This is a genomic window from Mesocryomonas fontinalis (assembly GCF_055730125.2).
In genome coordinates, this window is sequence record NZ_JBUZWG020000001.1 from 19,542 (window position 1) to 43,967 (window position 24,426).

The 24,426-nt window shown below is 66.6% G+C and carries 20 protein-coding genes and 1 pseudogene; 17 read left to right on the plus strand and 4 right to left on the minus strand.

The genetic code is table 11. The features are described from left to right. Nucleotides 1-101: 101 nt before the first annotated feature. Nucleotides 102-1,121 (plus strand): MBL fold metallo-hydrolase, encoded by a 1,020-nt coding sequence (locus tag ACZL02_RS00110; RefSeq protein ID WP_472938175.1) that lies wholly within the window; start codon nt 102-104, stop codon nt 1,119-1,121. A 37-nt stretch (nt 1,122-1,158) separates the two neighbouring features. On the opposite strand, the gene ACZL02_RS00115 is transcribed toward ACZL02_RS00110, so the two are convergent. Further along, nucleotides 1,159-1,401: an excalibur calcium-binding domain-containing protein gene (locus ACZL02_RS00115; RefSeq protein WP_472938176.1), complete on the minus strand. Its 243-nt coding sequence runs from the start codon at nt 1,399-1,401 to the stop codon at nt 1,159-1,161. A gap of 93 nt (nt 1,402-1,494) precedes the next feature. Continuing rightward, a complete protein-coding gene (locus tag ACZL02_RS00120; RefSeq protein WP_472938177.1) occupies nt 1,495-2,469 on the minus strand; it encodes an alpha/beta hydrolase in 975 nt (324 codons plus the stop codon). Nucleotides 2,470-2,823: 354 nt separating this feature from the next. Between ACZL02_RS00120 and guaB the strand changes: the two genes are divergently transcribed. The 4 genes from guaB to ACZL02_RS00140 all read left to right on the plus strand — a co-directional run bounded on the left by guaB (nt 2,824) and on the right by ACZL02_RS00140 (nt 7,214). Further along, a complete protein-coding gene (gene guaB, locus ACZL02_RS00125) occupies nt 2,824-4,320 on the plus strand; it encodes an IMP dehydrogenase (RefSeq protein WP_472938178.1) in 1,497 nt (498 codons plus the stop codon). Nucleotides 4,321-4,386: 66 nt separating this feature from the next. After that, nucleotides 4,387-4,836: an MAPEG family protein gene (locus ACZL02_RS00130; RefSeq protein ID WP_472938179.1), complete on the plus strand. Its 450-nt coding sequence runs from the start codon at nt 4,387-4,389 to the stop codon at nt 4,834-4,836. 22 nt (nt 4,837-4,858) lie between these two features. After that, nucleotides 4,859-5,962 (plus strand): FAD-dependent oxidoreductase, encoded by a 1,104-nt coding sequence (locus ACZL02_RS00135; protein WP_472938180.1) that lies wholly within the window; start codon nt 4,859-4,861, stop codon nt 5,960-5,962. 106 nt (nt 5,963-6,068) lie between these two features. Next, entirely contained in the window at nt 6,069-7,214 is a 1,146-nt protein-coding gene (locus ACZL02_RS00140; RefSeq protein WP_472938181.1) for a Gfo/Idh/MocA family protein, read from the plus strand. A 122-nt stretch (nt 7,215-7,336) separates the two neighbouring features. Here the strand turns inward: ACZL02_RS00140 and ACZL02_RS00145 are convergent, their stop codons facing one another. Then, nucleotides 7,337-8,434, minus strand: coding sequence for a Gfo/Idh/MocA family protein (locus ACZL02_RS00145; protein WP_472938182.1), 1,098 nt, complete (start codon nt 8,432-8,434; stop codon nt 7,337-7,339). A 104-nt stretch (nt 8,435-8,538) separates the two neighbouring features. Beyond that, a complete protein-coding gene (locus ACZL02_RS00150) occupies nt 8,539-9,474 on the minus strand; it encodes a hydrogen peroxide-inducible genes activator (protein ID WP_472938183.1) in 936 nt (311 codons plus the stop codon). Nucleotides 9,475-9,576: 102 nt separating this feature from the next. On the opposite strand from ACZL02_RS00150, the gene ACZL02_RS00155 reads away from it, so the two are divergent. From ACZL02_RS00155 to ACZL02_RS00210, 12 genes and pseudogenes are all read left to right on the plus strand, one after another. Further along, entirely contained in the window at nt 9,577-11,073 is a 1,497-nt protein-coding gene (locus tag ACZL02_RS00155) for a catalase (RefSeq protein WP_472938184.1), read from the plus strand. Nucleotides 11,074-11,187: 114 nt separating this feature from the next. Next, nucleotides 11,188-11,502, plus strand: a complete 315-nt coding sequence (locus tag ACZL02_RS00160; RefSeq protein ID WP_472938185.1) for a hypothetical protein — start codon at nt 11,188-11,190, stop codon at nt 11,500-11,502. After that, nucleotides 11,503-11,910 (plus strand): type II toxin-antitoxin system VapC family toxin, encoded by a 408-nt coding sequence (locus ACZL02_RS00165; protein ID WP_472938186.1) that lies wholly within the window; start codon nt 11,503-11,505, stop codon nt 11,908-11,910. Nucleotides 11,911-11,968: 58 nt separating this feature from the next. Continuing rightward, nucleotides 11,969-13,264 carry an RsmB/NOP family class I SAM-dependent RNA methyltransferase gene (locus tag ACZL02_RS00170; protein ID WP_472938187.1) on the plus strand — a complete coding sequence of 432 codons (1,296 nt, stop codon included), beginning with the start codon at nt 11,969-11,971 and terminating at the stop codon, nt 13,262-13,264. Continuing rightward, a complete protein-coding gene (locus tag ACZL02_RS00175) occupies nt 13,261-13,722 on the plus strand; it encodes a TspO/MBR family protein (RefSeq protein WP_472938188.1) in 462 nt (153 codons plus the stop codon). Before ACZL02_RS00170 ends, ACZL02_RS00175 begins: the two co-directional genes overlap by 4 nt. Before the next feature lie 43 nt (nt 13,723-13,765). After that, entirely contained in the window at nt 13,766-14,422 is a 657-nt protein-coding gene (locus tag ACZL02_RS00180; protein ID WP_472938189.1) for a 5'-methylthioadenosine/S-adenosylhomocysteine nucleosidase, read from the plus strand. A gap of 117 nt (nt 14,423-14,539) precedes the next feature. Further along, entirely contained in the window at nt 14,540-16,096 is a 1,557-nt protein-coding gene (gene guaA, locus ACZL02_RS00185) for a glutamine-hydrolyzing GMP synthase (protein ID WP_472938190.1), read from the plus strand. A 183-nt stretch (nt 16,097-16,279) separates the two neighbouring features. Beyond that, entirely contained in the window at nt 16,280-16,750 is a 471-nt protein-coding gene (locus tag ACZL02_RS00190; protein WP_472938191.1) for a hypothetical protein, read from the plus strand. A 339-nt stretch (nt 16,751-17,089) separates the two neighbouring features. Then, nucleotides 17,090-18,415, plus strand: a complete 1,326-nt coding sequence (locus tag ACZL02_RS00195; protein WP_472938192.1) for an efflux RND transporter periplasmic adaptor subunit — start codon at nt 17,090-17,092, stop codon at nt 18,413-18,415. A 4-nt stretch (nt 18,416-18,419) separates the two neighbouring features. Then, entirely contained in the window at nt 18,420-21,551 is a 3,132-nt protein-coding gene (locus tag ACZL02_RS00200; protein ID WP_472938193.1) for an efflux RND transporter permease subunit, read from the plus strand. Between the two features lie 180 nt (nt 21,552-21,731). Then, on the plus strand, nt 21,732-22,682 hold the full coding sequence (locus tag ACZL02_RS00205; RefSeq protein ID WP_472938194.1) for an alpha/beta hydrolase family protein: 951 nt from the start codon (nt 21,732-21,734) through the stop codon (nt 22,680-22,682). Between the two features lie 267 nt (nt 22,683-22,949). Beyond that, nucleotides 22,950-23,791 (plus strand): annotated as a pseudogene (locus ACZL02_RS00210) (fumarylacetoacetate hydrolase family protein). Nucleotides 23,792-24,426: the final 635 nt, after the last annotated feature.

The following is a 24,426-nucleotide window of genomic DNA, read 5'->3' on the forward strand; positions in this document are numbered from 1 at the left end:
ACTCGGCGTGTCCTTCCCTTGAGCCGGCCCGGTCCGCGACCAGTTGTGGCCGCAGCGCCGGTTTCGCGCCGGCGACCGCTTTCCCCACGAGGAGACAAGAGATGACCGACGACAGCCGCACCGACCAGACCCTGGTCAGCCGCCGCAACGCCATGAAGCTCGCCGCCGTCGCCACCGGCGCGTCGACCTCTCTCCTGTTCGGCGGCGCTGCCCTGGCGCAGTCGGCCAGCGCCGTCGCGCCCGCGGCGGAGAAAGCCGCTGCCTCGCCGAAATGGTTTCGTTTCGCGTTTGGCGAGGCGGTGGTCACCGTGGTGCTCGATGGCCTGCGGCCGGGCGACGGTCCGTTCCCGACCTTCGGCGAGAACCAGACGGCCGAGGCCGTCGCCGCGCTGATGCGGGCGAACTCATTGCCGGAGACGAAGTTCGTCACCGGCTTCTGCCCGGTCCTTGTCGAGAAGGGCGGCACGCTGGTGCTGTTCGACACCGGCATGGGCGAGGGCGGCCGGGCCAACGGCACGGGCCTCCTCACCCAGCGCATGGCGGAGGCAGGCTACGCGCCGGAGGATGTCGACATCGTCGTCCTCACCCACATGCATGGCGACCACATCGGCGGGCTGATGGAAAATGGTAAGCCGGCTTTCCCGAAGGCGCGCTACATCGCCGGCCAGGTCGAGTTCGACTTCTGGACCTCGGCCGAGGCGAAGGCCGGGGCGCGGGCGCAGAATGCCGAGATGGTCGGCAAGAACGTCGTGCCGCTGAAGGAGAGCATCGGCTTCATCGCCGAGGGCGCCGAGATCGTCCCGGGCCTCACCGCGCACGAGGCTTTCGGCCACTCGCCGGGGCATCTCGTCTTCAAGCTGGTCGAGGGCGACAAGACGCTCTGGCTCACCGCCGACACCGCCAATCACTTCGTCGCCTCGCTGCAGAAGCCGGACTGGGAGGTCAAGTTCGACATGGACAAGAAGGCCGCCATCGCGATGCGGCACAAGGTCTTCGGCGAGATCGCCAAGACCGGCGCGCTGTTCATCGGCTACCACATGCCGTTCCCCGCCGCCGGCTACGCCGAGACGATCGACGGCGGCTACCGCTTCGTGCCGCTGACCTACCAGCTGGATATCTAGGCGCCTCGAGAGCGGGCGCCTACGAGCGCCACGCGCCTCACCGCGAGCAACCGATCTCAGCCATGATCGCGACGACATCGGCACGGGAGCGGCAGACGTTCTCGCAGGGAATGCCGTCGCCGTCGCGGTCCGCGCCGTTATGCTGACCGGCGCACCAGGCTGTGACGGCCTCCCGGCACGTCGCGTAACTCTTGCAATTCGCCGCCGCGACGTTTTCCACTGACGCCGCAAGGGCGAGGATGAGAACGAGGCTGCGGAGCAGGATGGGCATGCGGGTCATGGGGGGCTTTCTTGGCACGAAGGTAGAAGAAGCCGCTGGGTGGACGTCGTTGTGAAGGTTGGGACTGGTTCGACCGGTTCGGACGGTCCGCAGTCAGGTGAGATCCAACGACGCGGGACATAGGTTCGGACACTGACGGCCTGTCAAGACCATGCCTTTCGAATGCTCGCGCTCTGGAAGATCGGCCTTCTCGCACAAAAATGCCGGTCCGATGGTCCGCTTCAGGAATGACGCGATCCGGTACCTGTATGCGGAGCCAGTAAGGTTGGTGACGGCGCCATGGTCTTTGCCAGGAACCAGCCAGAGTTCGCTTCCAATCGATGCGACATCGAACATCTGCTGGGTTTCGGTCGGCGGCGTCGCGCGATCCAAATCGCCGCCAATTACCAGGACAGGACCACGGTATTCAGCCAAGGCACGCAACGGCGCCAAGCGTCCTGGCAACACGCCAAACCTCAGCGGCGCTTGGAAGCTCAGGAGCGGTTCGGCGACGACGGCCAACAACCATGGCAATCTACCCTTGAGCCGATTGGCGATCGCGTGCCGTAGGTCAGGGTAGACCGCCTGTAAGATCATGGCGTCGGCTGGGAGAACGCCACCTTCCCCGATCAAACTTGCGGCCCCTCCGAGGGACACGCCCAAGACCGCTATAGGTGCATCTCCCTGGCGCTTGCGCAGCCATTTGAAGGCTGTGAGCGCGTCCAACCCCTCCTTGTAGCCAAACGTTCCGGCTGTGACGTCTGACTGGCCATGCCCTCGAAAGTCGATCGTCAGCGTCGCGTAACCAAGGCTCGCAAGCCATGATGCGTTTTCCGCGGTTGCCTGCCGTGATGCTCCAATACCGTGAAGCAGCAGTACGCTGGGCGCACGGTCGACACATCCGGGCGTGAATGTTCCGGCGATCGACACATGATCCGGCGATGTGAGGCGGATATCAGTCGCCGGTGGCTTTGCAGGCACAACATAAGATTGCCGACCCCGGGTCATTACGGAACCAAGGCTCCAACTTGCCAGCAGTGTCACGGCCAATAGCGTCAGAATGCCAATCAGAGAAGCGTGTCTACCCATGGTTCCTCAAGATCGAAAGACCAAGCGCACCGAGCTTGCACGCTTCAGGGAATGGCAGGTTTGAGGTTGCACTTCTACCCTTGAGAACGACCGGAATTGGCTGAGAACAGCTGTCCGTTCGTAGCTTGCACTCTCTGACGCCGAACGTTCCAGTGGTGCCGCTACACGCCCTGGCCCGCTTGCTCACCCACGACATCCCGCGATCGGCCCGCATCCGCCCGACAGTGGACACGCTGTTCATAAACCGCTTGCGCCTTCCCTCCCGCCCGCCATCGTGCTAGCAGCCCTTGCCAATCCTTCACCGCGGGCGGTCCTTGCCGGACCCGGCGGTTTGTTTATTTTGGGGACTGGTCAATGGCACGCATCATCGAAACTGCCACCGGCGCGACCGCGCTGACGTTCGACGACGTGCTGCTGCAGCCCGGGCATTCCGTCGTCATGCCCGGCGAGGTCGATCTCTCCACCCGCATCACCAAGACGTTGCGCCTGAACCTCCCGATCATCTCGGCGGCGATGGACACCGTCACCGAATATCGCCTCGCTATCGCCATGGCGCAGGCCGGCGGCATCGGCGTCATCCACCGCAACCTCACCCCGGCCGAGCAGGCCGATGCGGTGCGGCGGGTGAAGAAGTTCGAGAGCGGCATGGTGGTCAATCCCGTCACCATCTCGCCGTCGGCGACGCTCGGCGACGCGCGCGCGCTGATGAACATGCACCACATCTCCGGCATCCCGGTGGTGGCCGATGACGGCCCGACGCCGGGCCTCCTCGTCGGCATCCTCACCAACCGCGACGTGCGCTTCGCCACCGACGACAGCCAGCCGATCCACGAGCTGATGACCAAGTCTGATCTCATCACCGTCCGCGATGGCGTCGGCCAGGCCGAGGCCAAGCGCCTGCTGCACCACCACCGTATCGAGAAGCTTGTCGTCGTCGACGACGCCCACCGCTGCATCGGCCTCATCACCGTCAAGGACATCGAGAAGTCGCAGCTCAACCCGCATGCCTCCAAGGATGCGCAGGGCCGGTTGCTGGCCGCGGCCGCGACGAGCGTCGGCGACGACGGCTTCGAGCGGGCCGAGCGGCTGATCGATGCCGGCGTCGACCTCATCGTCGTCGACACCGCGCACGGCCATTCGCAGCGGGTGCTCGATGCCGTGACCCGCGTCAAGAAGATGTCGAACGAGGTGCAGGTGATCGCTGGCAATATCGCGACGCCCGGCGGCGCCCGCGCGCTGATCGATGCCGGCGCGGATGGCATCAAGGTCGGCATCGGCCCGGGCTCGATCTGCACCACCCGCATCGTCGCCGGTGTCGGCGTGCCGCAGCTCTCGGCGATCATGGGCGCCTGCGAGGAGGCCGACAAGGCCGGCATCCCGGTCATCGCCGACGGCGGCATCAAGTATTCCGGCGATCTCGCCAAAGCCCTTGCCGGCGGCGCATCGGCGGCGATGATCGGGTCCTTGCTGGCCGGCACCGACGAGAGCCCGGGCGAGGTCTATCTCTACCAGGGCCGCTCGTTCAAATCCTACCGCGGCATGGGATCGGTCAGCGCCATGGCGCGCGGCTCGGCCGACCGCTACTTCCAGGCTGAGGTGCGCGATACGCTGAAGCTGGTGCCGGAGGGCATCGAGGGCCAGGTGCCCTACAAGGGCCAGGTCTCGGCCGTGCTGCATCAGCTCGCCGGCGGCCTGCGCGCCGCCATGGGCTATGTCGGCGCCGCCAGCCTCGAGGAACTGCGCGAGAAGGCGACGTTCGTGCGCATCTCCAATGCCGGCCTGCGCGAAAGCCACGCCCACGACGTCACCATCACCCGCGAGAGCCCGAACTATCCGGGCTCGGGGCTCTAATTCACCAAGACACCGCGTCTCCCGTGCGTCCGCTCGGACGCATGGCGCTCTGAGGGAAATGCCGGGATGAACGGAAACATCGCGATCTTCTGGCCGATGATCGTCCAGGCCTTCCTGACCATCGCGGTCTATTTCATGCTGTTCTTCCGCCGGAAGTCGGCGGTCTCGGCGGGGGAGGCGAGCCTCGGCGACTTCCGAAAGCCAGGCACCGAGCCCGACCGCAGCAGCGCTGCGGTGAAGAACCTTGCCAACCAGTTCGAGCTGCCGGTGCTGTTCTACGCCGTCTGCCTGTCGCTCTACGTCACCAACGGCGCCAACTGGCTGGCGGTGATCATCGCCTGGGTGTTCGCGGTCTCGCGCATCGTCCACGCCGCCGTGCACCTCGGCAGCAACGACCTCCGCCTGCGCGCCCCCGCCTTCGCCGCCGGCCTCGTCGCCGTGCTGCTGCTCTGGATCATGCTGGCCTTCCACGTCTTCAACGTCGTCGGGGCGCTGGAGGCCGCGGGCGCGGCCTGACCGCTTTGCCAAGGAGAGCCTCATGCAGGTGATCGTCATCGGCGCCGGTATCGCCGGTCTCTCCACCGCCTGGTCGTTGACCCGGGCCGGCCACCACGTAACCCTCCTCGAGCAAGGCGCGATCCCGAACCCGTTGGCGGCTTCGGGCGATCATCATCGCATGATCCGCCGCGCCTACGGCGGCGCCGACGGGTATGCGCGCACCATCAGCGAGGCTTTCGAGGCCTGGGACGTGCTGTGGGCCGACCTGGGGGCAAAGCATTTCGAAGCGCGCGGCGTGCTGGCGATCTCGCAGGAACCGGGGGACGAAGGCGAGGTGTTCCGCGAGGGGCTCGACCGGACCGGCTACGCCTACGAACTGTTCCCCGCCGCGGCGGCGGCAGAGCGATACCCTTTCCTCGACCCCGGGGCCTTCCGATACGCCTATCTCAGCCGTGAAGGCGGGGCGCTGATGTGTCGCCGGATCGCCGCCGACATGCTGCGATGGCTCACCGCTAACGGCGCCGACGTACGGCCGAACCAGCGGGTAACGTCGATCGATGCCGATGCCGGCACCGTGCAGACGGCCGGCGGCAATCGTCTTGCAGCAGACCGCGTCGTCGTCACGGCCGGCGCCTGGGTGCTGCGCTTTTTCCCCGACCTCGCCGCCCGCCTCACCACCTACCGCACCGCCGTCGCCTATCTCCGGCCGCCGGCGGAATTTGCGGAGGCCTGGAGCCATGCTCCGGCAATCCTCGACATCGGCGGACCGAACGACGGCTACGTGTTGCCGCCGGCTGGCGAGGCCGGGCTGAAGATTGGCAGCGGACTGCACAAGCGCCTCGCCGTCGATCCCGACGCAGACCGCGTGCCGGAACCCGGCGAGGGAGAAACGCTGCGCAGCTATTTCGTCCGGCGGTTCAGACGGATGGCGGACTACGCCGTTACCGACGTCGTCACATGCGCCTATACGTTCACCGCGGACGAGCGCTTCTTCTGCGAGCCTCGGGGCAAGGCGCTGATCGTTTCGGCTTGCTCTGGCCACGGCTACAAGTTCGGCGCCGCTGTTGGCCGGCGAGTCGCCGCAGCCATCGTCGACGGCGACACCGACGGCCTCGCCCGCTGGCTCCGTGCGGAAGCGGCCTAGAGGGCGCAGACGCCCCCGGCCGGGATGGTCTTCCGGGATGGTCTTAAGGGAATCTTTCGACAGCCGGGCGTTAAGTCCTTCAGCTGGTCGACCGGATGCCTGCCCCATGAAGATTGCCATCGTCGGATGCGGCTTCGTCGCCGATTACTATATGCTGACGCTCGCCAACCATCCCGGGCTCGAGCTGGTCGGCGTCTACGACCGCGACCCCGCGGCGCTCCGGCGGTTTTCGGCCTACTTCAAGGCCCGCGCCTTCGACAGCCTCGACGCGCTTCTCGCCGAGCCCGGGGTCGAGCTGGTGCTGAACCTCACCAACCCGTCCAGCCATTACGCGGTCTCGAAGGCGGCGCTCGAGGCCGGGCGACACGTCTATTCCGAGAAGCCGCTGGCGATGTCGCCGGAGGAGGCCCGCGAGCTGGTGGCGCTGGCCGCTGAGCGCCGGCTCGAGATCGCGGCGGCGCCGTGCTCCTACCTCTCGGCCGCCGCCGATACCGTCCGGCAGGCCATCGCCGGCGGGACGATCGGCGCGGTCAAGCTGGTCTATGCCGAGATGGAAGACTCGATGGTCTTCCGCGAGGACTATCGCCGCTGGACCAGCCCGTCCGGCGCGCCCTGGCCGGCGGAGGACGAGTTCGCCGTCGGGGCGACGCTCGAGCATGCCGGCTACTATCTCACCTGGCTCTGCGCCTTCTTCGGCCCGGTCGAGACGATCACCGCCTTCTCCGCCAAGCTGTTCGACGACAAGGGCACGGGCCAGCCGGCGGCGGACATCGCCAACGACCTCTCGGTTTCCTGCCTGACGTTTCGATCGGGCGTCGTCGCGCGCCTGACCTGCGGCCTTGCCGCGCCCCGCGATCGCTCGCTGCACGTCGTCGGCACCGAGGGCGTCCTTTCCCTGACCGATGGCTGGGACAACCAGTCGCCGGTGTTCCTGCGCACGGCCGAGGGGCACTGGGCGTCGCGGCCCGCGATCCTCGGAAAAATCCTGCAGCGATTGGAGCGCCGACGGCCGCTGCGCCACTGGTTCGGCCGCAAGCTGAAGGTCGAGCCGAGTGCGGCGAAGGTGCCCGGCACCTCCTCGCGGATGGATTTCGCCCGCGGACCCGCAGACCTTGCCCGTTCGATCGCCGCCGGCACGCCCCACCCGTACGGCGGCGCCTTCGCCCTCCACGTCACCGAGCTCGCGCTTATTGCCCAGCACGCCGACCGCTATCCCATGCCGTACCGGCTGACGAGCAGTTTTGGCGGGTGATACAGGGCCTGCGGTCGGATGGGCGTGTGCGTCTAGGGGTTGGCGAGTTGGCGAGCCGGCGGGGATGAAGGGCCGGGGCGATCTGTCCGGTCCTTGCCTGGATCAGCGGATGACCTCCGGCGTCACGGCTGCGGACGGGTTCCTGCGCTGTCACGGGCACTGGCAGCCGCCCGCTCGACCAGATCGAGCACGGCGACCGTCTCGTCGAGCGGCATGACCGGGCTCTCCGTCCAACCGTGCTGCAGGCAGAGACTGAAATGGTCCGCCTGGTACTGGAGCCCCGTGCCGATGTGGAGCGTCGGGTAGCGCCGGGTTGCCAGGCGGCCGACCAGAGGCCGGAGCGCGGAGAGGGCGGTCAGCGGGCGCGCCAGTGGATGCGGGGGCGCTGCAGCCTCGCCAGGTTCGGCAGGAGCGGTGTCGGGTTCGACACTGCCGGTCTGGCGCAGCGAGATCAGCGGCGGACACAGCACCGGCCGATGGGCGCTGGCGATCCCGGCCGTTCCGGTGACGACGGCCTCGTTGGCCCCCTCCACGTCGAACCCGCAGGACAGGGTGGCGATCGCCTGGTCGTAGCCGAGCAGCAGGCCGGCGACGGCGATCGCGCCGTTCCCTGCCCGGATGACGGTGGCGTCGATGCTGCGGGGGATGCCGGCGAGGTGGACCGCGAGCGACAGCGGATAGACGCCGAGGTCGAAAAGCGCGCCCCCCTTCACCGGATCGTAGAGCGGCGAGGCGGCGTCGAAGGGCTGCGGATAGGCGACGGAGATGTCGAGGCGGCGGATGTCTCCGATGCGCCCCTCGTCCACCAGGCGTTTCAGCCGGACGATGCCGGGCGTGAAACGCATCCACATCGCCTCCATCACCAGGACGCCGGCGCGGCGCCCGGCCTCGGCGACCGTGCGGGCCTCATCGGCGGAGAGGGCGAAGGGCTTCTCCACCAGCACCGGCTTGCCGGCGGCGATCGCCTGCAGCGCCTGCCGGCCATGGGCTTCGTTCGGCGTCGCGAGATAGACCGCGTCGATGTCGTCGCGCCGCAAGAGGTCCTCGAAGCGACCGCCGACCGTATCGGGGCCGAGCTTTTCGGCAAAACCCGCGGCCCTCTCGGCCGACCGCGATCCGACCGCGACGATCCGGCCCGCACGGGAATGGTGCATGTCAGCGGCAAAGCGTGCCGCGATGCTGCCCGTCCCGATCAGGGCCCAGCGGGTCTGGTCTGGCATGCGATGGACTTTCCGTTCCTGAAGGTGGCGCCGAGCAGCGGATCCGGGTTCTAGATTAAAGAAGAAAGAGCGTCCTTTGTGCGTCCTTACGGACGCACGGCGCTCTAAGAGACCGCACTGCCTTCCGTCTCGGCCGAAGATGGAGCATCTCCCCTTCCGGGCAACCGCTGAATGAGCGATGCGATCGCCTCGAAGTCGCGCCGCCGCGCGGCCGAGGGCCGGAATGCCAGCGCCAGCGTACGCGAGGGCGCGGGATCCTGGAACGGCAGGATGCGGATGCCGCCGCCACGGCTCTCGGTCGCCACCGCCATGTCCGGGATCAGCGTTGCCCCGAGCCCGCCCGCGACCATCCGCAGGATGGTGGTGAGGCTGGTGGCGCCGAGGCTCGCCAGTTGGCTCGCCTCGACAAGCTCGCAGATCTTCAGCGCCTGGTCGCGGAGGCAATGGCCTTCCTCGAGCAGGATCAGCCGCTCGGTGGCGAGCGCCTGCACGGAGATGCGGCCCTGGAAGCGCTCCGACCCGTGGGCGGGCACGGCGAGATGAAACCGGTCCTCGAACAGCTCGATGGTATCGAGCCCCTCCGCCTCGATCGGCAAGGCCAGCACCGCGCAGTCGAGATCCCCGTGTAGGACGTCCGCCGTCAGCGTCTCCGTCAGGCTTTCGCGGATCTCGCAGTCGAGTTTCGGATGCTCGCGGGCGAGCTGCGGCAACAGATGCGGCAGCAGATAGGGGGCGACGGTGGCGATCAGGCCGAGCTTCAGCCGGCGGTCCAGCACCGCGTGGCCGGCAGCGCCGAGGCCTTCCAGATCGCGGATGTCGGTGAGGATTTTCCGCGCCCGGTCGCGCACCAGCGCGCCGTCGCTGGTCAGGAGGACGCCCGACGGCCGCCGCTCGAACAGCGGTCCGCCGAAGCTTTCCTCCAGTGCCGCAATTTGCGCCGAAAGCGCTGGTTGGCTGATGTTGAGGTGCTTGGCCGCCCGCCCGAAATGCAGGGTTGTGGCCAGCGCCTCGAAATAGCGGAGCTGTCGGATCGTGATCATCGCGATAGGATAAACTGATCGCGCAGCCTAGCAAATACGATTTGCCGTTATGGGCCTATGGGTCCATTGCTGACTGGAAGCATTCCAAACCAAGGTGACTCCATGACCGAGAAACTGACGACGACCGCCGGCGCACCGGTGCCGGACAACCAGAATTCCTGGACCGCCGGCGAGCGCGGCCCGATCCTGCTGCAGGACTACCAGCTGATCGAGAAGCTGGCGCACCAGAACCGCGAGCGCATTCCCGAGCGCGTCGTCCACGCCAAGGGCTGGGGCGCGCACGGCACGCTGAAGATCACCGGCGACATCTCCAAGTACACCAAGGCCAAGGTCTTTCAGCCGGGCACCGAGACCCCGATGCTGGCGCGCTTCTCGACCGTTGCCGGCGAGGCGGGTGCGGCGGACGCCGAGCGCGACGTGCGCGGCTTCGCGCTGAAGTTCTACACCGAGGAAGGCAACTGGGACCTCGTCGGCAACAATACGCCGGTGTTCTTCGTCCGCGACCCCTACAAGTTCCCGGACTTCATCCACACCCAGAAGCGCCACCCGAAGACCAACATGCGCTCGCCGACGGCGATGTGGGATTTCTGGTCGCTGTCGCCTGAAAGCCTGCACCAGGTGACGATCCTGATGTCGGACCGCGGCCTGCCGCAGACCCCGATGAACATGAACGGCTACGGCTCGCACACCTTCTCGTTCTGGAACGATGGCGGCGAGCGCTACTGGGTGAAGTTCCACTTCAAGACCCAGCAGGGCCACAAGCACTACACCAACGAGGAAGCCGACCAGATCATCGGCAAGACCCGCGAGAGCTACCAGGAGGCCCTCTTCGGCGGCATCTCCAAGGGCGAGTTCCCGCGCTGGACCGTGCAGGTCCAGATCATGCCGGAGATGGACGCCGAGAAGACCAGCTACAACCCGTTCGACCTCACCAAGGTGTGGCCGCATTCGGAATACCCGGTGATCGACGTCGGCGTGATGGAGCTCAACCGCAACGCCGAGAACTACTTCGCCGAAATCGAGAACGCGGCCTTCTCGCCGTCGAACATCGTGCCCGGCATCGGCTACTCCCCGGACAAGATGCTGCAGGCCCGCGTCTTCGCCTATGCCGACGCCCACCGTCACCGTCTCGGCACGCATTACGAGACGATCCCGGTGAACCGTCCGAAGAACGAGGTGCACCACTACCACCGCGACGGTCAGATGAACGTCTTCGGCGGCATCAAGACCGGCAACCCCGATGCCTATTACGAGCCGAACTCGATGAACGGCCCGGTCGAGGTGCCCTCAGCCATGGAGCCGCCGCTGCGGATCCACGGCGATGCCGACCGCTACAACCACCGCATCGGCAATGACGATTACGGCCAGGTGAGGGACCTTTTCAACCTGTTCGACGACGGCCAGAAGCAGCGCCTCTTCGCCAACATCGCCGCGGCGATGTCGGGCATCCCGGAGGAGATCGGCGAGCGCCAGCTGGCGCATTTCGACAAGGTGCACCCGGACTACGGCGCCGGCGTGCGCAAGGCCCGCGAGACCCTGACGGGCCGCGAGCCGGCGATCTCGGTGACCGCCGACACGCCTCAGCAGGCCGCCGAATAGGCTTCTGCAGTTCAAGACGACAGCGAAGGCCGGGAGAAATCCCGGCCTTTTTGTTGGGCCGGTCTTTTCCCTTGGGTGGCGAGCGGTCGCTTGTTGGGCTTTCCGAATAGCCGTATGATCGATCCCGCCATAGGCCCGGCCTTGAGGGAGACGGCAGTGGGAAGCAACTGGACGCTGAAAGACGCCGAAGCCGAATTCGTGACGCTCGCCCATGCCGCGAGCGATGGCGAGCCCCAGCGGATCGCCATGCCCGACGACGCCGCGGTGGTGCTGGTCTCCGCCCGCCAGTACGACCTGATGGCCCGGCGTCCCAAGACCTTTGTCGAGCACATCCTGGATTTTCCAAAACTGCCGGAAGGGATGGATGACGACACCTTCGATGATCGACATCGGTACCCATCCGACTATCACGACGTCGAACTAGATTAGATGTATCTCATCGACACGATGGTGCTGTCCGAAAGATCGAAGGCACAGGCCAACCCTGCGGTCATCAACTGGCTCGACAGCGTCCGATTTGATGATGGATACATCAGTGTCATTACGATCGGCGAGGTTCAGCGCGGCATCCGAAAATTCGGGGTAGGAGAGAAGGATCGTGCCGACAGGCACCTTCTTTGGCTCGAAAATACACTCTTGGCTTACGGGAAGCGGGTTCTTCCTGTAACGACGGCTATTGCACGCCGCTGGGGCAGTCTGACGTACGATCTGAAGAACGCCAACGCGGATCTCCTCATCGCCGCCACCGCGCTGGAGCACGACCTCACCGTCGTCACCCGCAACACCCGACACTTCGAGCCGACCGGCGCGAAGCTTCTGAACCCTTACGAAACGTGATTGTTTTGACTTTATTCCAGATGCCGCCGCTGTCCCGCACCGCCGGGAGCGTGATTCCATGCGTCTAGGTGGCCGGATCGCGGCCGCGATCGAAATCCTCACCGACACCGCCGCCAAGCGCCGCCCGGTCGCCGACGCCCTGAAGGACTGGGGCCTGTCGCACCGCTTCGCCGGCTCGGGCGATCGCGCCGCCATCGGCAACATCGTCTACGACGTCCTGCGCAAGCGCCGCTCCTATGGCTGGCGCATGGGCAATGACTCGCCGCGCGCGCTGGTCTTCGCCGCGCTGATGGACAGCCAGGGCCTCGACCCCGAGGCGATGCTCTCGGCGCTCGAGGGCGACCGCTTCGCGCCGGAGACGCCGAGCCTCGAAGACCTCGGGCGTTTCTCGTCGAGCGATCTCGCCAAGGCTCCCCCGGCCGTGCAGGCGGACCTGCCGGACTGGCTGGCCAAGGAGTTCGAGGCCTCGCTGGGTGAGGACTGGATCGCCGAGGCGCAGGCGCTGTCGGCCCGTCCGCCGCTCGACATGCGCGTCAACACGCTGCTGTCGGACCGCGACCAGGTGCTGGCGGCGCTCGCCCCCTTCCATGCGCAGGCGGCGGCGATCTCGGCGACGGGCGTCAGGATTCCGCCCATTGCCGGCAATGGCCGCCATCCCAACGTGCAGGTCGAGGCGGCCTTCCAGAAGGGCTGGTTCGAGATCCAGGACGAGGGCTCGCAGATCGCTGCGCGGCTGGCGGGTGCCGAGCCCGGCGAGGAGGTCCTCGACTTCTGCGCCGGCGCCGGTGGCAAGACCCTGGCGCTCGCCGCCGCAATGCACGGACAAGGCACCGTTCACGCCTATGACGCCGACAAGCAGCGGCTCGCGCCGATCTACGAGCGGCTGAAGCGCGCCGAGGCTGGCAACGTCCAGGTGCACGGGCCGCGCGAGGACATCTCCGTCCTCGGCAGCCTGATGGATCGCGTCGTCGTCGACGCGCCCTGCACCGGTGCCGGTACCTGGCGTCGCCGGCCGGATGCCAAATGGCGGCTCGCGGCCTCGGCGATCGACAAGCGCGTCGCCGAGCAGGATGCCGCGCTCGACGCCGCCGCCCGCTTCGTGCGGCCCGGCGGCACGCTCGCCTACATCACCTGCTCGCTGATCTCGCGCGAGAATGCCGGCCGCGTTGCCGCCTTCCTCGAGCGCCACCGCGACTTCTCCGCCGGCGACTCGGCGGCCGTGTTCGCGAAAGCCTTCCCGGCGGCGGGAACGCCGTACCGCGAGGAGAAGGTGCACGGCGGCACGGTGCTGACCCTGACGCCGAAGCTGACGGGCACCGACGGCTTCTTCTTCGCGCAGCTCGTGCGCCAGTGAGAGGCCCTGCCGCCCGCTACGGCCTCCTCGCCTTGTTTCTGGCGGTGTCGCTCGGCGGCGGCATGCTGGTCGGCATCTCCAACCCGCCCGGCGAATGGTATGCCGGGCTGGCAAAGGCACGCTTCAACCCGCCGGGCTGGGTCTTCGCGCCCGCCTGGACGTTGCTCTACATCCTCATCGGCATCGCCGGCTGGCGGGTGTTCATGGCCGGGCCGCGGCTTCCGCTGGCGATCTGGGTGCTGCAGCTCGCGATCAACCTGACCTGGTCGCCTACCTTCTTCGGTCGGCACCAGATCGGCCTCGCCCTCGCCATTCTGGTTGCGATGTTCGCGGCCATCCTCGCCTTCATCGCCGTCACCTGGCGGCGCGACCGGCCGGCGGCGTTGTGCTTCGTGCCGTATGCGCTCTGGGTGGCGTTCGCCGGGCTTCTCAACGGCTCGATCTGGTGGTTGAACTAGCCGGGCCCGGCCGGCGAGGGCCTCGGCCGCAAGGAGCACGCGCATGACCGACATGGATCGAGCGACGGCAGGCGTTGCCACCGACATGGTCGGCGGGCGACGCGTCCTCTTCGTCATGGCGGCCTTGCCGGAGTACGGGCCGCACCTGCGCCGGCGCATCCGGCCGCTGATCACCGGCGTCGGCCCGATCGAGGCGGCGCTGGCGACCGGCATCGCCTTGCAGGCGCTGAGCTCTTCCGGCGGTCTGCCGGACCTCCTGGTCTCGCTCGGCTCGGCCGGCTCGCGCGTCCTCGAGCAAGGCAAGGTCTACCAGGCGGCGTCGGTCTCCTGGCGCGACATCGACGCTTCGCCGCTCGGCTTCGCCAAAGGCGTCACCCCTTTCCTCGACCATCCCGTCGACACGCCGCTGCCGACGCCGATCGAAGGCTTTGAGGCCGTCCGCCTGTCGAGCGGCGCCGACATCGTGTCGGGCGCGGCCTATGACGCGATCGATGCCGAGATGGTCGACATGGAGACCTTCGCGATCCTGCGTGCCTGCCAGCGCTTCGGTGTGCCGCTGATCGGCCTGCGCGGCATTTCGGACGGGGCCGCCGACCTCCACCACTACGACGACTGGACCAGCCTTCTGCATGTCGTCGACGAGAACCTCGCCGAGGCCGTCGACCGGCTGCCCGCGGCGATCGACGCGGGGCGGATCTAGCCGGCGCTGCCGCCTGTCATCCGCCGGTGTCCGCAGCCTCTCCTTTCGCGGGGCCGCTCGGGGCCGCGTCTCACCGAAACCCTTGCCTTCCCGGCGATGCCTGCTTAAAGGCTTGCAATGACCGCACATCCAGACACAGTCCTCATCATCGATTTCGGCTCCCAGGTGACGCAGCTGATCGCGCGTCGCGTGCGCGAGGCCGGCGTCTACTCCGAAATCGTGCCCTTCCAGCTGGCCGAGGCCGCCTTCGAGCGGCTGCAGCCGAAGGCGGTGATCCTGTCGGGCGGTCCCGCCTCGACCGGCGACATCGGCTCGCCCCGGGCGCCGCAGATGATCTTCGAGGCCGGCATCCCGGTCCTCGGCATCTGCTACGGGCAGATGACGATGTGCGTGCAGCTCGGCGGCCGTGCCGAGAGTTCCCAGCACCGCGAGTTCGGCCGGGCCTTCGTCGAGGTCCAGCGCGACTGCGCGCTGTTCGCCGGCGTCTGGCCGGAGGGCACCCGCCACCAGGTCTGGATGAGCCATGGCGACCGCGTCATCGACATGCCGCCGGGCTTCGAGATCTTCGCGAAATCCCCGGGCGCGCCCTATGCCGTCTTCGGCGATGCGAGCCGCAACTTCTACGGCCTGATGTTCCACCCGGAGGTGATGCACACCACCGACGGCGCCAAGCTGATCCATAACTTCGTGCACAAGGTCGCGGGCCTTCCCGGCGACTGGACCATGGCCGCCTTCCGCGAGAAGGCGATCGAGGAGATCCGCGCCAAGGTCGGCACCGGCCGCGTCATCTGCGGCCTGTCGGGCGGCGTCGACTCGTCGGTGGCGGCGGTGCTGATCCACGAGGCGATCGGCGAGCAGCTGACCTGCATCTTCGTCGACCACGGCCTTCTCCGGATGAACGAGGCCGAGGAAGTCGTCACGATGTTCCGCGACCACTACAACATCCCGCTCGTCCACGTGGAGGCGCAGGACCTTTTCATCGACGCGCTGGAAGGCGAGATGGACCCCGAGGTCAAGCGCAAGACCATCGGCCGCCTGTTTATCGAGACCTTCGAGGCCGAGGCCAAGAAGCTCGGCGGCGCCGACTTCCTGGCGCAGGGCACGCTCTACCCCGACGTGATCGAGAGCGTCTCCTTCACCGGCGGCCCGTCCGTCACCATCAAGTCGCACCACAATGTCGGCGGCCTGCCCGAGCGCATGAACATGCAGCTGGTCGAGCCGCTGCGCGAACTGTTCAAGGACGAGGTGCGGGTGCTCGGCAAGGAGCTGGGTCTCCCTGCGCACTTCGTCGGCCGCCAGCCCTTCCCGGGCCCGGGCCTTGCGATCCGCTGCCCCGGCGGCATCACCCGCGCCAAGCTCGAGATCCTGCGCCAGGCCGACGCGATCTACCTCGACGAGATCCGCAAGGCCGGCCTCTACGACGCGATCTGGCAGGCGTTTGCCGTGCTGCTGCCGGTGCAGACGGTCGGCGTGATGGGCGATGGGCGCACCTACGAGTTCGTCTGCGCGCTGCGCGCCGTCACTTCGGTCGACGGCATGACCGCCGACTTCTATCCCTACGACATGGAATTCCTCGGCAACACCGCGACCCGCATCATCAACGAGGTCAAGGGCATCAACCGCGTCGTCTACGACGTCACCTCGAAGCCGCCCGGCACGATCGAGTGGGAGTAGTTAAACTTTGACCGGGTATTGTTCTGGTTAGAGAGCCGTGCTGCGCTTGGTGTCTAATTGCCACATTATAGTCTTTCGGCTAACCAGATCGTCGGCTGAAACTTAATAAATTGCCGATCAGGTGCGCTCTGCGTATGCATTCTCCAGTATAACTTGGCGCGAGTTCCACTTGGAGGTGCATTTGTGGCCTTGCCAGAAAAATACCCAACGGATGCGTCCGGAATGCTCGATCTGGCAAGCGTGCTCGTAGAGAGACTGCTGCGGTCTCAGTCAACAGAGAATCTCTTTTCTGCTGTTTTGGCTGTTGTCCACGCGGTCGAGTGGGATGCAGAGTGGAAGAAAGCTAGGAAAAACAAAAAGTTTGAGTGTGATCATAAAGAATGGAATTTGTTGCCTGAGCTCAGTAACGGCATGAAGCACGCAACTAAGCGCACTCCTTCACTCGAGTCAGATGTAAAGAGCGTTCCGTTGATCACGTCAGATTTGGAAATCCGTCCTTTGGAGTGGGAAGACTTGGATTTCTGGGAGAACGCCCGCAACGATGAGGCAGTGTGGTTCGTCAAAGCAGCGGATGGAACGGATCGGTCGGTGGCATCCTATTGCCTCGAGGCAATTCGTGGCTTTCAGGACGAGCTTGCTGCGCGCGTCGTCTAGATGGCGACGCTCTGTCGAGCCGTCATTTGAAGTGTCACTAAGCTAAGCGCGACGTGACAGCGCTGGCTAAGTTGGCTGCATGGATCTGCCTAGACGGTGCGCGGCTCGGCAGCCGTTTTTGGCCGGCAATCCTTTCGGGCACTCCCGGAACGCTTCCTATTCTCTCGAGCCTGTCTGACACTCAGGCGGGATTTGCGTCCCGTCACCGCACGCCGTTTTGTCCGGAACGGCCGACATAATTTGATACACGGCGTAACGGTTGGCTGATTATATATAATCCAGCACCTTACATCGCGTCCCCACAAAGGGTTCGGCGAAATCCTGACCAGAGTGGCCGACATGAACCTGACCGCAAGTGCCCTCCGGACGTTGCCGACCCTGCGGCAGCTTGCCGCCATTGGCCTGATGACGGCGGCGTTGAGCCTCTCGGCCTGCTCCGACGAATCCAAGGACGCGGCGGCCCGGCCGGTCCCCGTGCCGGAGGTCGGCGTGGTGACCGTTCATCCGCAGGAAATCTCGATCACGGCGAGCGTCTCCGGCCGCGTCGTGGCGCTGCAGACGGCGGAGATCCGGCCGCAGGTGGACGGGCTCGTGCAGAAGCGCGTGTTCCAGGAGGGCAGCGAGGTCAAGGCCGGCGACGTGCTCTACCAGATCGACCCGCGCAGCTATCAGGCAAAGCTTGCCGCGGCCGCCGCAGCCTTGAAGAAGACGCAGGCGGCGGTTCCCTCGGCCAAGGCCAAGGCCGAGCGCTACAACAATCTCGGGGCGACGAGTGTCGTCTCCAAGCAGGACGCCGAGGACGCGCAGGCGGCCTACCTCCAGGCCGAGGCGGACGTCGCGGTTTCGGAAGCCGACCTCGAGACCGCGCAGATCAACCTCGACTACACCACGATCAAGGCGCCGATCGACGGCCAGATCGGCACGTCGTCGGTCTCCTCCGGCTCGCTCGTCACCGCCGCCCAGAGCAATGTCCTCGCCACCATCCGCCAACTCGACACGGTCTATGTCGATCTCACCGAGTCCAGCGGCAACCTCCTGAAGTTTCGCAAGGAGTTGCAGGAGGGCGCGGTGCGCAGCGTCGGCGGCGGCGAGGAGAAGATCGAGGCCAAGCTGACGCTGGCGGACGGCACCCCCTATTCCGAGACCGGCACCATCGAGGCCGCCGACCGCTTCGTCAGCGAGACGACCAGCAGCTTCACCTTCCGCTCCAAATTCGCCAATCCCGACCGCATCCTCTTGCCCGGCATGTATGTGCGCGCGACCGTGCGGCTCGGCATCGACAATAACGGTTTCCTGTTGCCGCAGCGCGGGGTCAGCCGCAATTCGAAGGGCGAGGCCGTCGCAAGGTTCATCAACGCCGACGGCAAGGTCGAAACCCGGACGCTGACCGTGCTGCGCGATGTCGGCTCGAACTGGCTGGTCACCTCGGGGGTTGCCGATGGCGACCGGCTGATCGTCGAGGGGCTGCAGAAGGTGCAGGACGGGCAGACCGCGACGGTGACCGAGATGGCGATCGACGCTTCCGGCAATGCCAAGCCGATCACGACGAACGCCGAGAAGGACCCGGCGGCGACCGCCCCGGCAGAGCCAGCCGCCCCGACATCAGACCCCGCCGACCCCGCCGACCCCGCCAAGCCTGCCAAGCCCGCTACGGCGGCGGAGTAGGGGCATGTCGCACTTCTTCATCACACGCCCGGTCTTTGCCTGGGTCATCGCCATCGCGATCATGCTCGGCGGTCTTCTGGCGCTGACCCAGCTGTCGATCTCGCAGTATCCCGAGATCGCGCCGCCCACCGTCAGCATCAGCGCGACCTATCCGGGCGCCAGTGCCGAGACGGTCGAAAACTCGGTGACGAAGATCATCGAGCAGAACATGACCGGCCTCGATGGCCTGCTCTACATCTCGTCGACCAGTTCCTCGTCGGGTGCCGCGTCGATCACCTTGACCTTCGAGAACGGCACCGACCCCGATACCGCGCAGGTGCAGACCCAGAACAAGCTGTCGCTGGTGGAATCGCAGCTGCCGGACGCCGTGCAGCAGCAGGGCGTGACGGTGACGAAGTCGAGCTCCGGCATCCTGATGATCGCCGCGCTGACCTCGCAGAACCCGTCCTATTCCTCGACCGATCTCGCCGACTTCATCAGCTCCGACCTCGAGGACACGATCCGGCGGGTCGTCGGCGTCGGCAACCTCAACATCTTCGGCTCGGGCTATGCCATGCGCATCTGGCTCGATCCGAACAAGCTGGCGCAGTTCCAGCTGACGCCCTCGGACGTGACCGCCGCCATTTCCGCGCAGAACGTCCAGGTCTCCGTCGGCCAGCTCGGCAACCTGCCGGCCGTGCCGGGCACGCAGATGAACTTTACCGTCACGTCGCAGAGCCAGCTGCAGACGCCGGACCAGTTCCGCGGCATCATCCTGAAGACCGATACCGGCGGCTCCGTCGTCACCATTGGCGATGTCGCGCGGGTCGAGATCGGCGCCGAGAGTTACGCCTCGTTCAGCCGCTACAACGGCCAGACCGCCGCCGGCTTCGGCGTGAATCTTGCCACCGGCGCCAACGCGATCAATACCGCCGAGGGCGTGCGCGCCGCGCTGGCGACGCTCGAGGGGGCGCTGCCTTCCGATGTCAGCGTCGTCTACCCCTACGACACCACGCCCTTCGTCGAGCTGTCGATCGAGAAGGTGATCCACACGCTGCTCGAGGCGGTGGTGCTGGTCTTCGTGGTGATGTTCGTCTTCCTGCAGAATTTCCGGGCGACGCTGATCCCGACCATCGCGGTGCCCGTCGTTCTGCTCGGCACTTTCGGCGTCCTCGCCATCGCCGGTTACTCCATCAACACGCTGACGATGTTCGCCATGGTGCTGGCGATCGGCCTGCTCGTCGACGACGCCATCGTGGTGGTCGAGAACGTCGAGCGGGTGATGACGGAAGAGGGCCTGTCGCCGAAGGAGGCGACGGAGAAGTCGATGAAGGAGATCACCGGCGCCCTCGTCGGCATCGCGCTGGTGCTGTCGGCGGTGTTCCTGCCGATGGCGTTCTTCGGCGGCTCGGTCGGCATCATCTACCAGCAGTTCTCGATCACCATCGTGACCGCCATGCTCCTGTCGGTGCTGGTCGCGATCGTCCTGACGCCGGCGCTCTGCGCGACGATCCTCAAACCCGCGCACGATAAGCCGAAGAACTGGTTCTTCCGCAAGTTCAACTCGGGCTTTGCGCGGATGACCGGCGCCTACGAGGGCAGTGTCGGCGGCATGATCCGCCGGCCGCTGATCTTCTTCGCCGTCTTCCTGGCGATCGGCGGCGGCGTCGTCTGGCTGTTCGGCGCGCTGCCGAGCTCCTTCCTGCCGGAGGAGGACCAGGGCGTCCTGATGACGCAGATCGAGCTGCCGGTCGGCGCTACCGCCGAGCGAACGATCGAGGTCGTCAAGCAGGTCGAGGACTACTACCTCAACCAGGAGAAGGACAACGTCGCCGGCGTCTTCGCGGCCATCGGTTTCGGCTTCTCCGGCACCGGGCAGAACAATGCCATGGCCTTCGTCAAGCTGAAGGATTTCGACGACCGGACCGGCGCCGGCCAGAGTGCCGGTGCCATCGCCGGAAGGGCGATGGGCGCCTTCTCGAAGATCCGCGACGCGCAGGTGATCGCCCTGTCGCCGCCGGCGCTGCCGGGGCTCGGCAATTCCTCGGGCTTCAGCATGTATCTGAAGGACTCCGGCGGCAATGGCCGGCCGGCGCTCCTCGAGGCGCAGGACAAATTGCTGGCGGCCGCCGGAAGCGATGCCTCTCTGGCCGGCGTTCGCCGCAACGGCGCCAGCGAGCAGCCGGAGTTCCAGGTCAACATCGACCAGAAGCTCGCGGGGGCGCTGGGCATCGCGATCTCCGACCTCAACAATACGCTCTCGACCGCCTGGGCCGGCACCTATGTCAACGACTTCGACAATGGCGGCCGGATCAAGCCGGTCTATGTCCAGGCGGACGCCGCCTTCCGCATGCTGCCGAGCGATATCGACCGGTGGTACGTGCGCAACGGGACCGGCGAGATGGTGCCGTTCTCCGCGTTCACCCAGACCGCCTGGACGGAAGGGCCGCCGCGGCTGGAGCGCTATAACGGCGTTGCCGCCGTCAACATCCAGGGCTCGCCCGGCGCCGACGTCAGCTCCGGCGACGCGATGAATACCATGGACGCACAGGTCGCCGCGCTCGGCAGCGGCTACACCTCGGAATGGACCGGCCTCTCCTACCAGGAGCGGCTGTCGGGGTCGCAGGCGACGCTTCTCTATGGGATCTCGGTGCTGGTGGTCTTCCTCTGCCTCGCCGCGCTCTACGAGAGCTGGTCGGTGCCGTTCTCGGTCATCCTCGCGGTGCCCATCGGTGTCTTCGGGGCGCTGGTGGCGGCGACGCTGACCGACCAGGCGAACGACATCTACTTCAAGGTCGGCCTGCTGACGACGATCGGCCTCGCCGCCAAGAACGCCATCCTCATCGTCGAGTTCGCCAAGGATCTGGAAGCGCAAGGCAAGGAGCTTGTCGCCGCGACCCTCGAGGCATCGCGGCAACGCCTGCGGCCGATCCTGATGACCTCCTTCGCCTTCATCCTCGGCGTCACGCCGCTGGCCCTGGCGACGGGCGCGGGCTCCGGCGGCCAGCGGGCGATCGGCATCGGCGTGATGGGCGGCATGTTCGCCGCGACCTTCCTCGGCATCTTCTTCGTGCCGCTGTTCTACGTCTCGGTGATGAAGCTGACCGGATGGCGCCGCAAGCCTTCCAACGATGCAAGGCCCGCCGCCACGCCTTGACCGGACGCGCCGCTCCGTCCGGTGTAGGGGAGGAGAGGCCGTTCGTGGGCCGCTCGGCCGTTCCCGACACGCCGTCGCTGCGTTAGGTTGAGACGGGCTGTCTTCCCGGCAGTCCGGCCTTCTTTGGAGGAGCCCTGCCGTGGCCGATGCCGAACCGCAAATGGGGGCTTGAACCTCGACATGACCGTCCTGCCGACAGCCATCGAGCCCGTCTGCCGCGACGGCGTACGTCTCGGCGGCCATCTTTGGCCAGCGCCTTGCGGCGGGACCCATGGCACAGTGATCATCAACCCTGCGACCGGCGTCCTCGCCCGCTACTATCACCGCTACGCCGCCTTCCTGGCTGAGGCCGGCTTCCATGTGGTGACCTACGACTATCGCGGCATCGGCGCGTCGCGACCGGCATCTCTGCGCGGGTGTGGCTACCGCTGGCGGGATTGGGGCGAAGAGGATTTCGATGCCGTCCTCGGCTTCGTTCTCGACCAGTCCTCGCCGGGACCGCTGCAGGTGGTCGGGCATTCCATCGGCGGCTTCCTGCCGGGCTTCTCAAAGCGCGCGCCCGCCATCGACCGGATGCTGACGGTCGGCGCCCAGTATGCCTACTGGCGGGATTACCGGGCCGAGGACCGGTGGCGACTTTTCCTCAAATGGCATGTCGCGATGCCCGCGCTGACGCTGATGCTCGGCTATTTCCCGGGAAGGCGGCTTGGCTGGCTGGAAGACCTTCCGGCCGGCGTTGCGCTGGAATGGAGCTTTCGCCGGCGCCGGATGGAGGAAAGCTATCCCCGGCCGCAGCGGGCGGAAATTCTCTCAGGCTTTGGAGCCGTCCGGGCGCCGATCCTCGCCGTCGGGGTCGGCGACGATCCGCTGGCACCAATGCCGGCGATCGAACGGGCGCTCGCCTACTACACGGGGGCGGAGCGGACCGCGGTCGTCCTTGCGCCCGAGGATCTCGGCTTTTCGGAGATCGGTCACTTCGGCTTGTTCCATGCGCGGCACCGCGACGGCTTCTGGCCGGCGACGCTGCGCTGGCTGCGGGAAGGGATCAATCCTTGGCGGTCCGCAGTGGTCGGGGTCTACGCGGCGGATGGCGGGGTCCGGGAAGAGCGCGCCGCGCCCAGTCCGCTCTGACGGGGAAACGTCGCGGCGCCGCTTCGACCACGATGGTCACGGCGTCCTCGCACACATCCCTGGCATTTTCATCAGACCACCCTTGCGCCGGGCGGGCGCGCCTGATTCTGTCCCGTTAAGGTCTTCCGTCCGTTCGGTACTTGCAATCCAAGGTTGTTGATACGACGGCGGTGGGCTAGGCTCGTGGGCCATCGCTGCAAGGCTTCCAGTTGCGGGAACCATGATCGGGTTCGGCCATTTGCCTTTGAAAATGTGGAGGATTTTAGAATGCGTCTGGTGCGCTTTGGCGCTCGCGGGTCGGAGCGTCCGGGCCTGATCGACCACGAGGACGAGGTTCGCGACCTCTCCCAGCACGTGCGCTCGCTCTCCGGGGCGTCGCTCGTCCGGATGCCCTGCGGGCACTCGCCTTGATCGATGAGGCGTCACTGCCGCTCGCGCCCACCGGAGCCCGTCTCTGCGCCCCGTTGTCGCGGATCGGCAAGATCATCGGCGTCGGACCGAACTTCGAGGCGAGCGCGTCGCTGGCCGGGTTCAAGTCGAGCCCCGAGCCGACCGTGTTCATGAAGGCGACCTCGGCGATCAGCGGGCCGAACGATGCCATCGAGATCCCGCGCATGTCGAACCGCACGGACTGGGGCGTCGAGCTCGCCGTGGTGATCGGCCGTACCGCGAAATACATCCGCGTCGAGGACGCAATGCAGCATGTCGCGGGGTTCACGCTGGCGAACGACGTGACAGAGCGCAGCCTGCAGTTGCAGCGGGGCGGGCAGTGGACCAAGGGCAAGTCGCACGACACCTTCGCACCGCTCGGACCCTGGCTGGTGACGCCCGACGAACTGCAGGACTACGGCGACCTGACGCTCTGGCTCGAGGTCAACGGCGTTCGCCAGCAGCAAGGCACGACGGCCGACATGATCTTCAAGGTACCCTATCTCGTCTCCTACCTGTCGCGCTTCATGCGGCTGGAGCCGGGCGACGTGATCCTCACGGGGACACCCGGCGGCGTCGGGTTGTCCTACGACCCGCCGCGATTCCTGGCGGTCGGAGACCGGATGCGGCTCGGGGCGACCGGGCTCGGGGTGCAGGACTATGTCTGCGTCTCCAGCTGAACCGCTGAGCTGCCGAGGATGCGGGCCACGGCCTGAAGCGGTCCCGCGCCGCGGGCGGCCGGGAGGATGATATGGAAACGGCGGAGCGCCGGGGTTGGTGTTGCGGGAGGTGGCGGGCATGTCCGGCGCACCGTGGGATTTCCGGCGGACTTTGAGCGTCCGCCCCGTCTGTCCTGACCCCGACGCTGGCGCCAAGGCCGCTGCCTCTCGGGGATGCCGATCCCTCAAGGCCTTCCATCGACAGCGCCGGCCCGGCCAAGACCCTTGCCGCCACCCGTCTTTCGCTGCCTCGGCCCGATCTGCCAAGCGGGTACCGCACCCGGCGGGGGCTGTCTCAGGCATCGATCAGCGGGCGTCCATCCTTTCGCGACGGAGAGTGGACCCGGAATCTGCAAGAGAGGCGCTTGATCAGTCCGCCCTTCCGCAGTCCACAAAATCTGACATAAAATCCCATATAGGAAAATAGACTAGACGCGAGATTGGGTAGTTGGGCGCACAAAAACCCGTCCCGAGGAGGCCGTCCGGCTTTCGCCGCGGGTGTCGTCCAGCGGCGCTGACGCGACGCAGACCGCGTCCTGCCGCTTTCACACCGGCACCCTCCCACGTCGATTGTCTCAGGGCGCAGCGGACAGTGA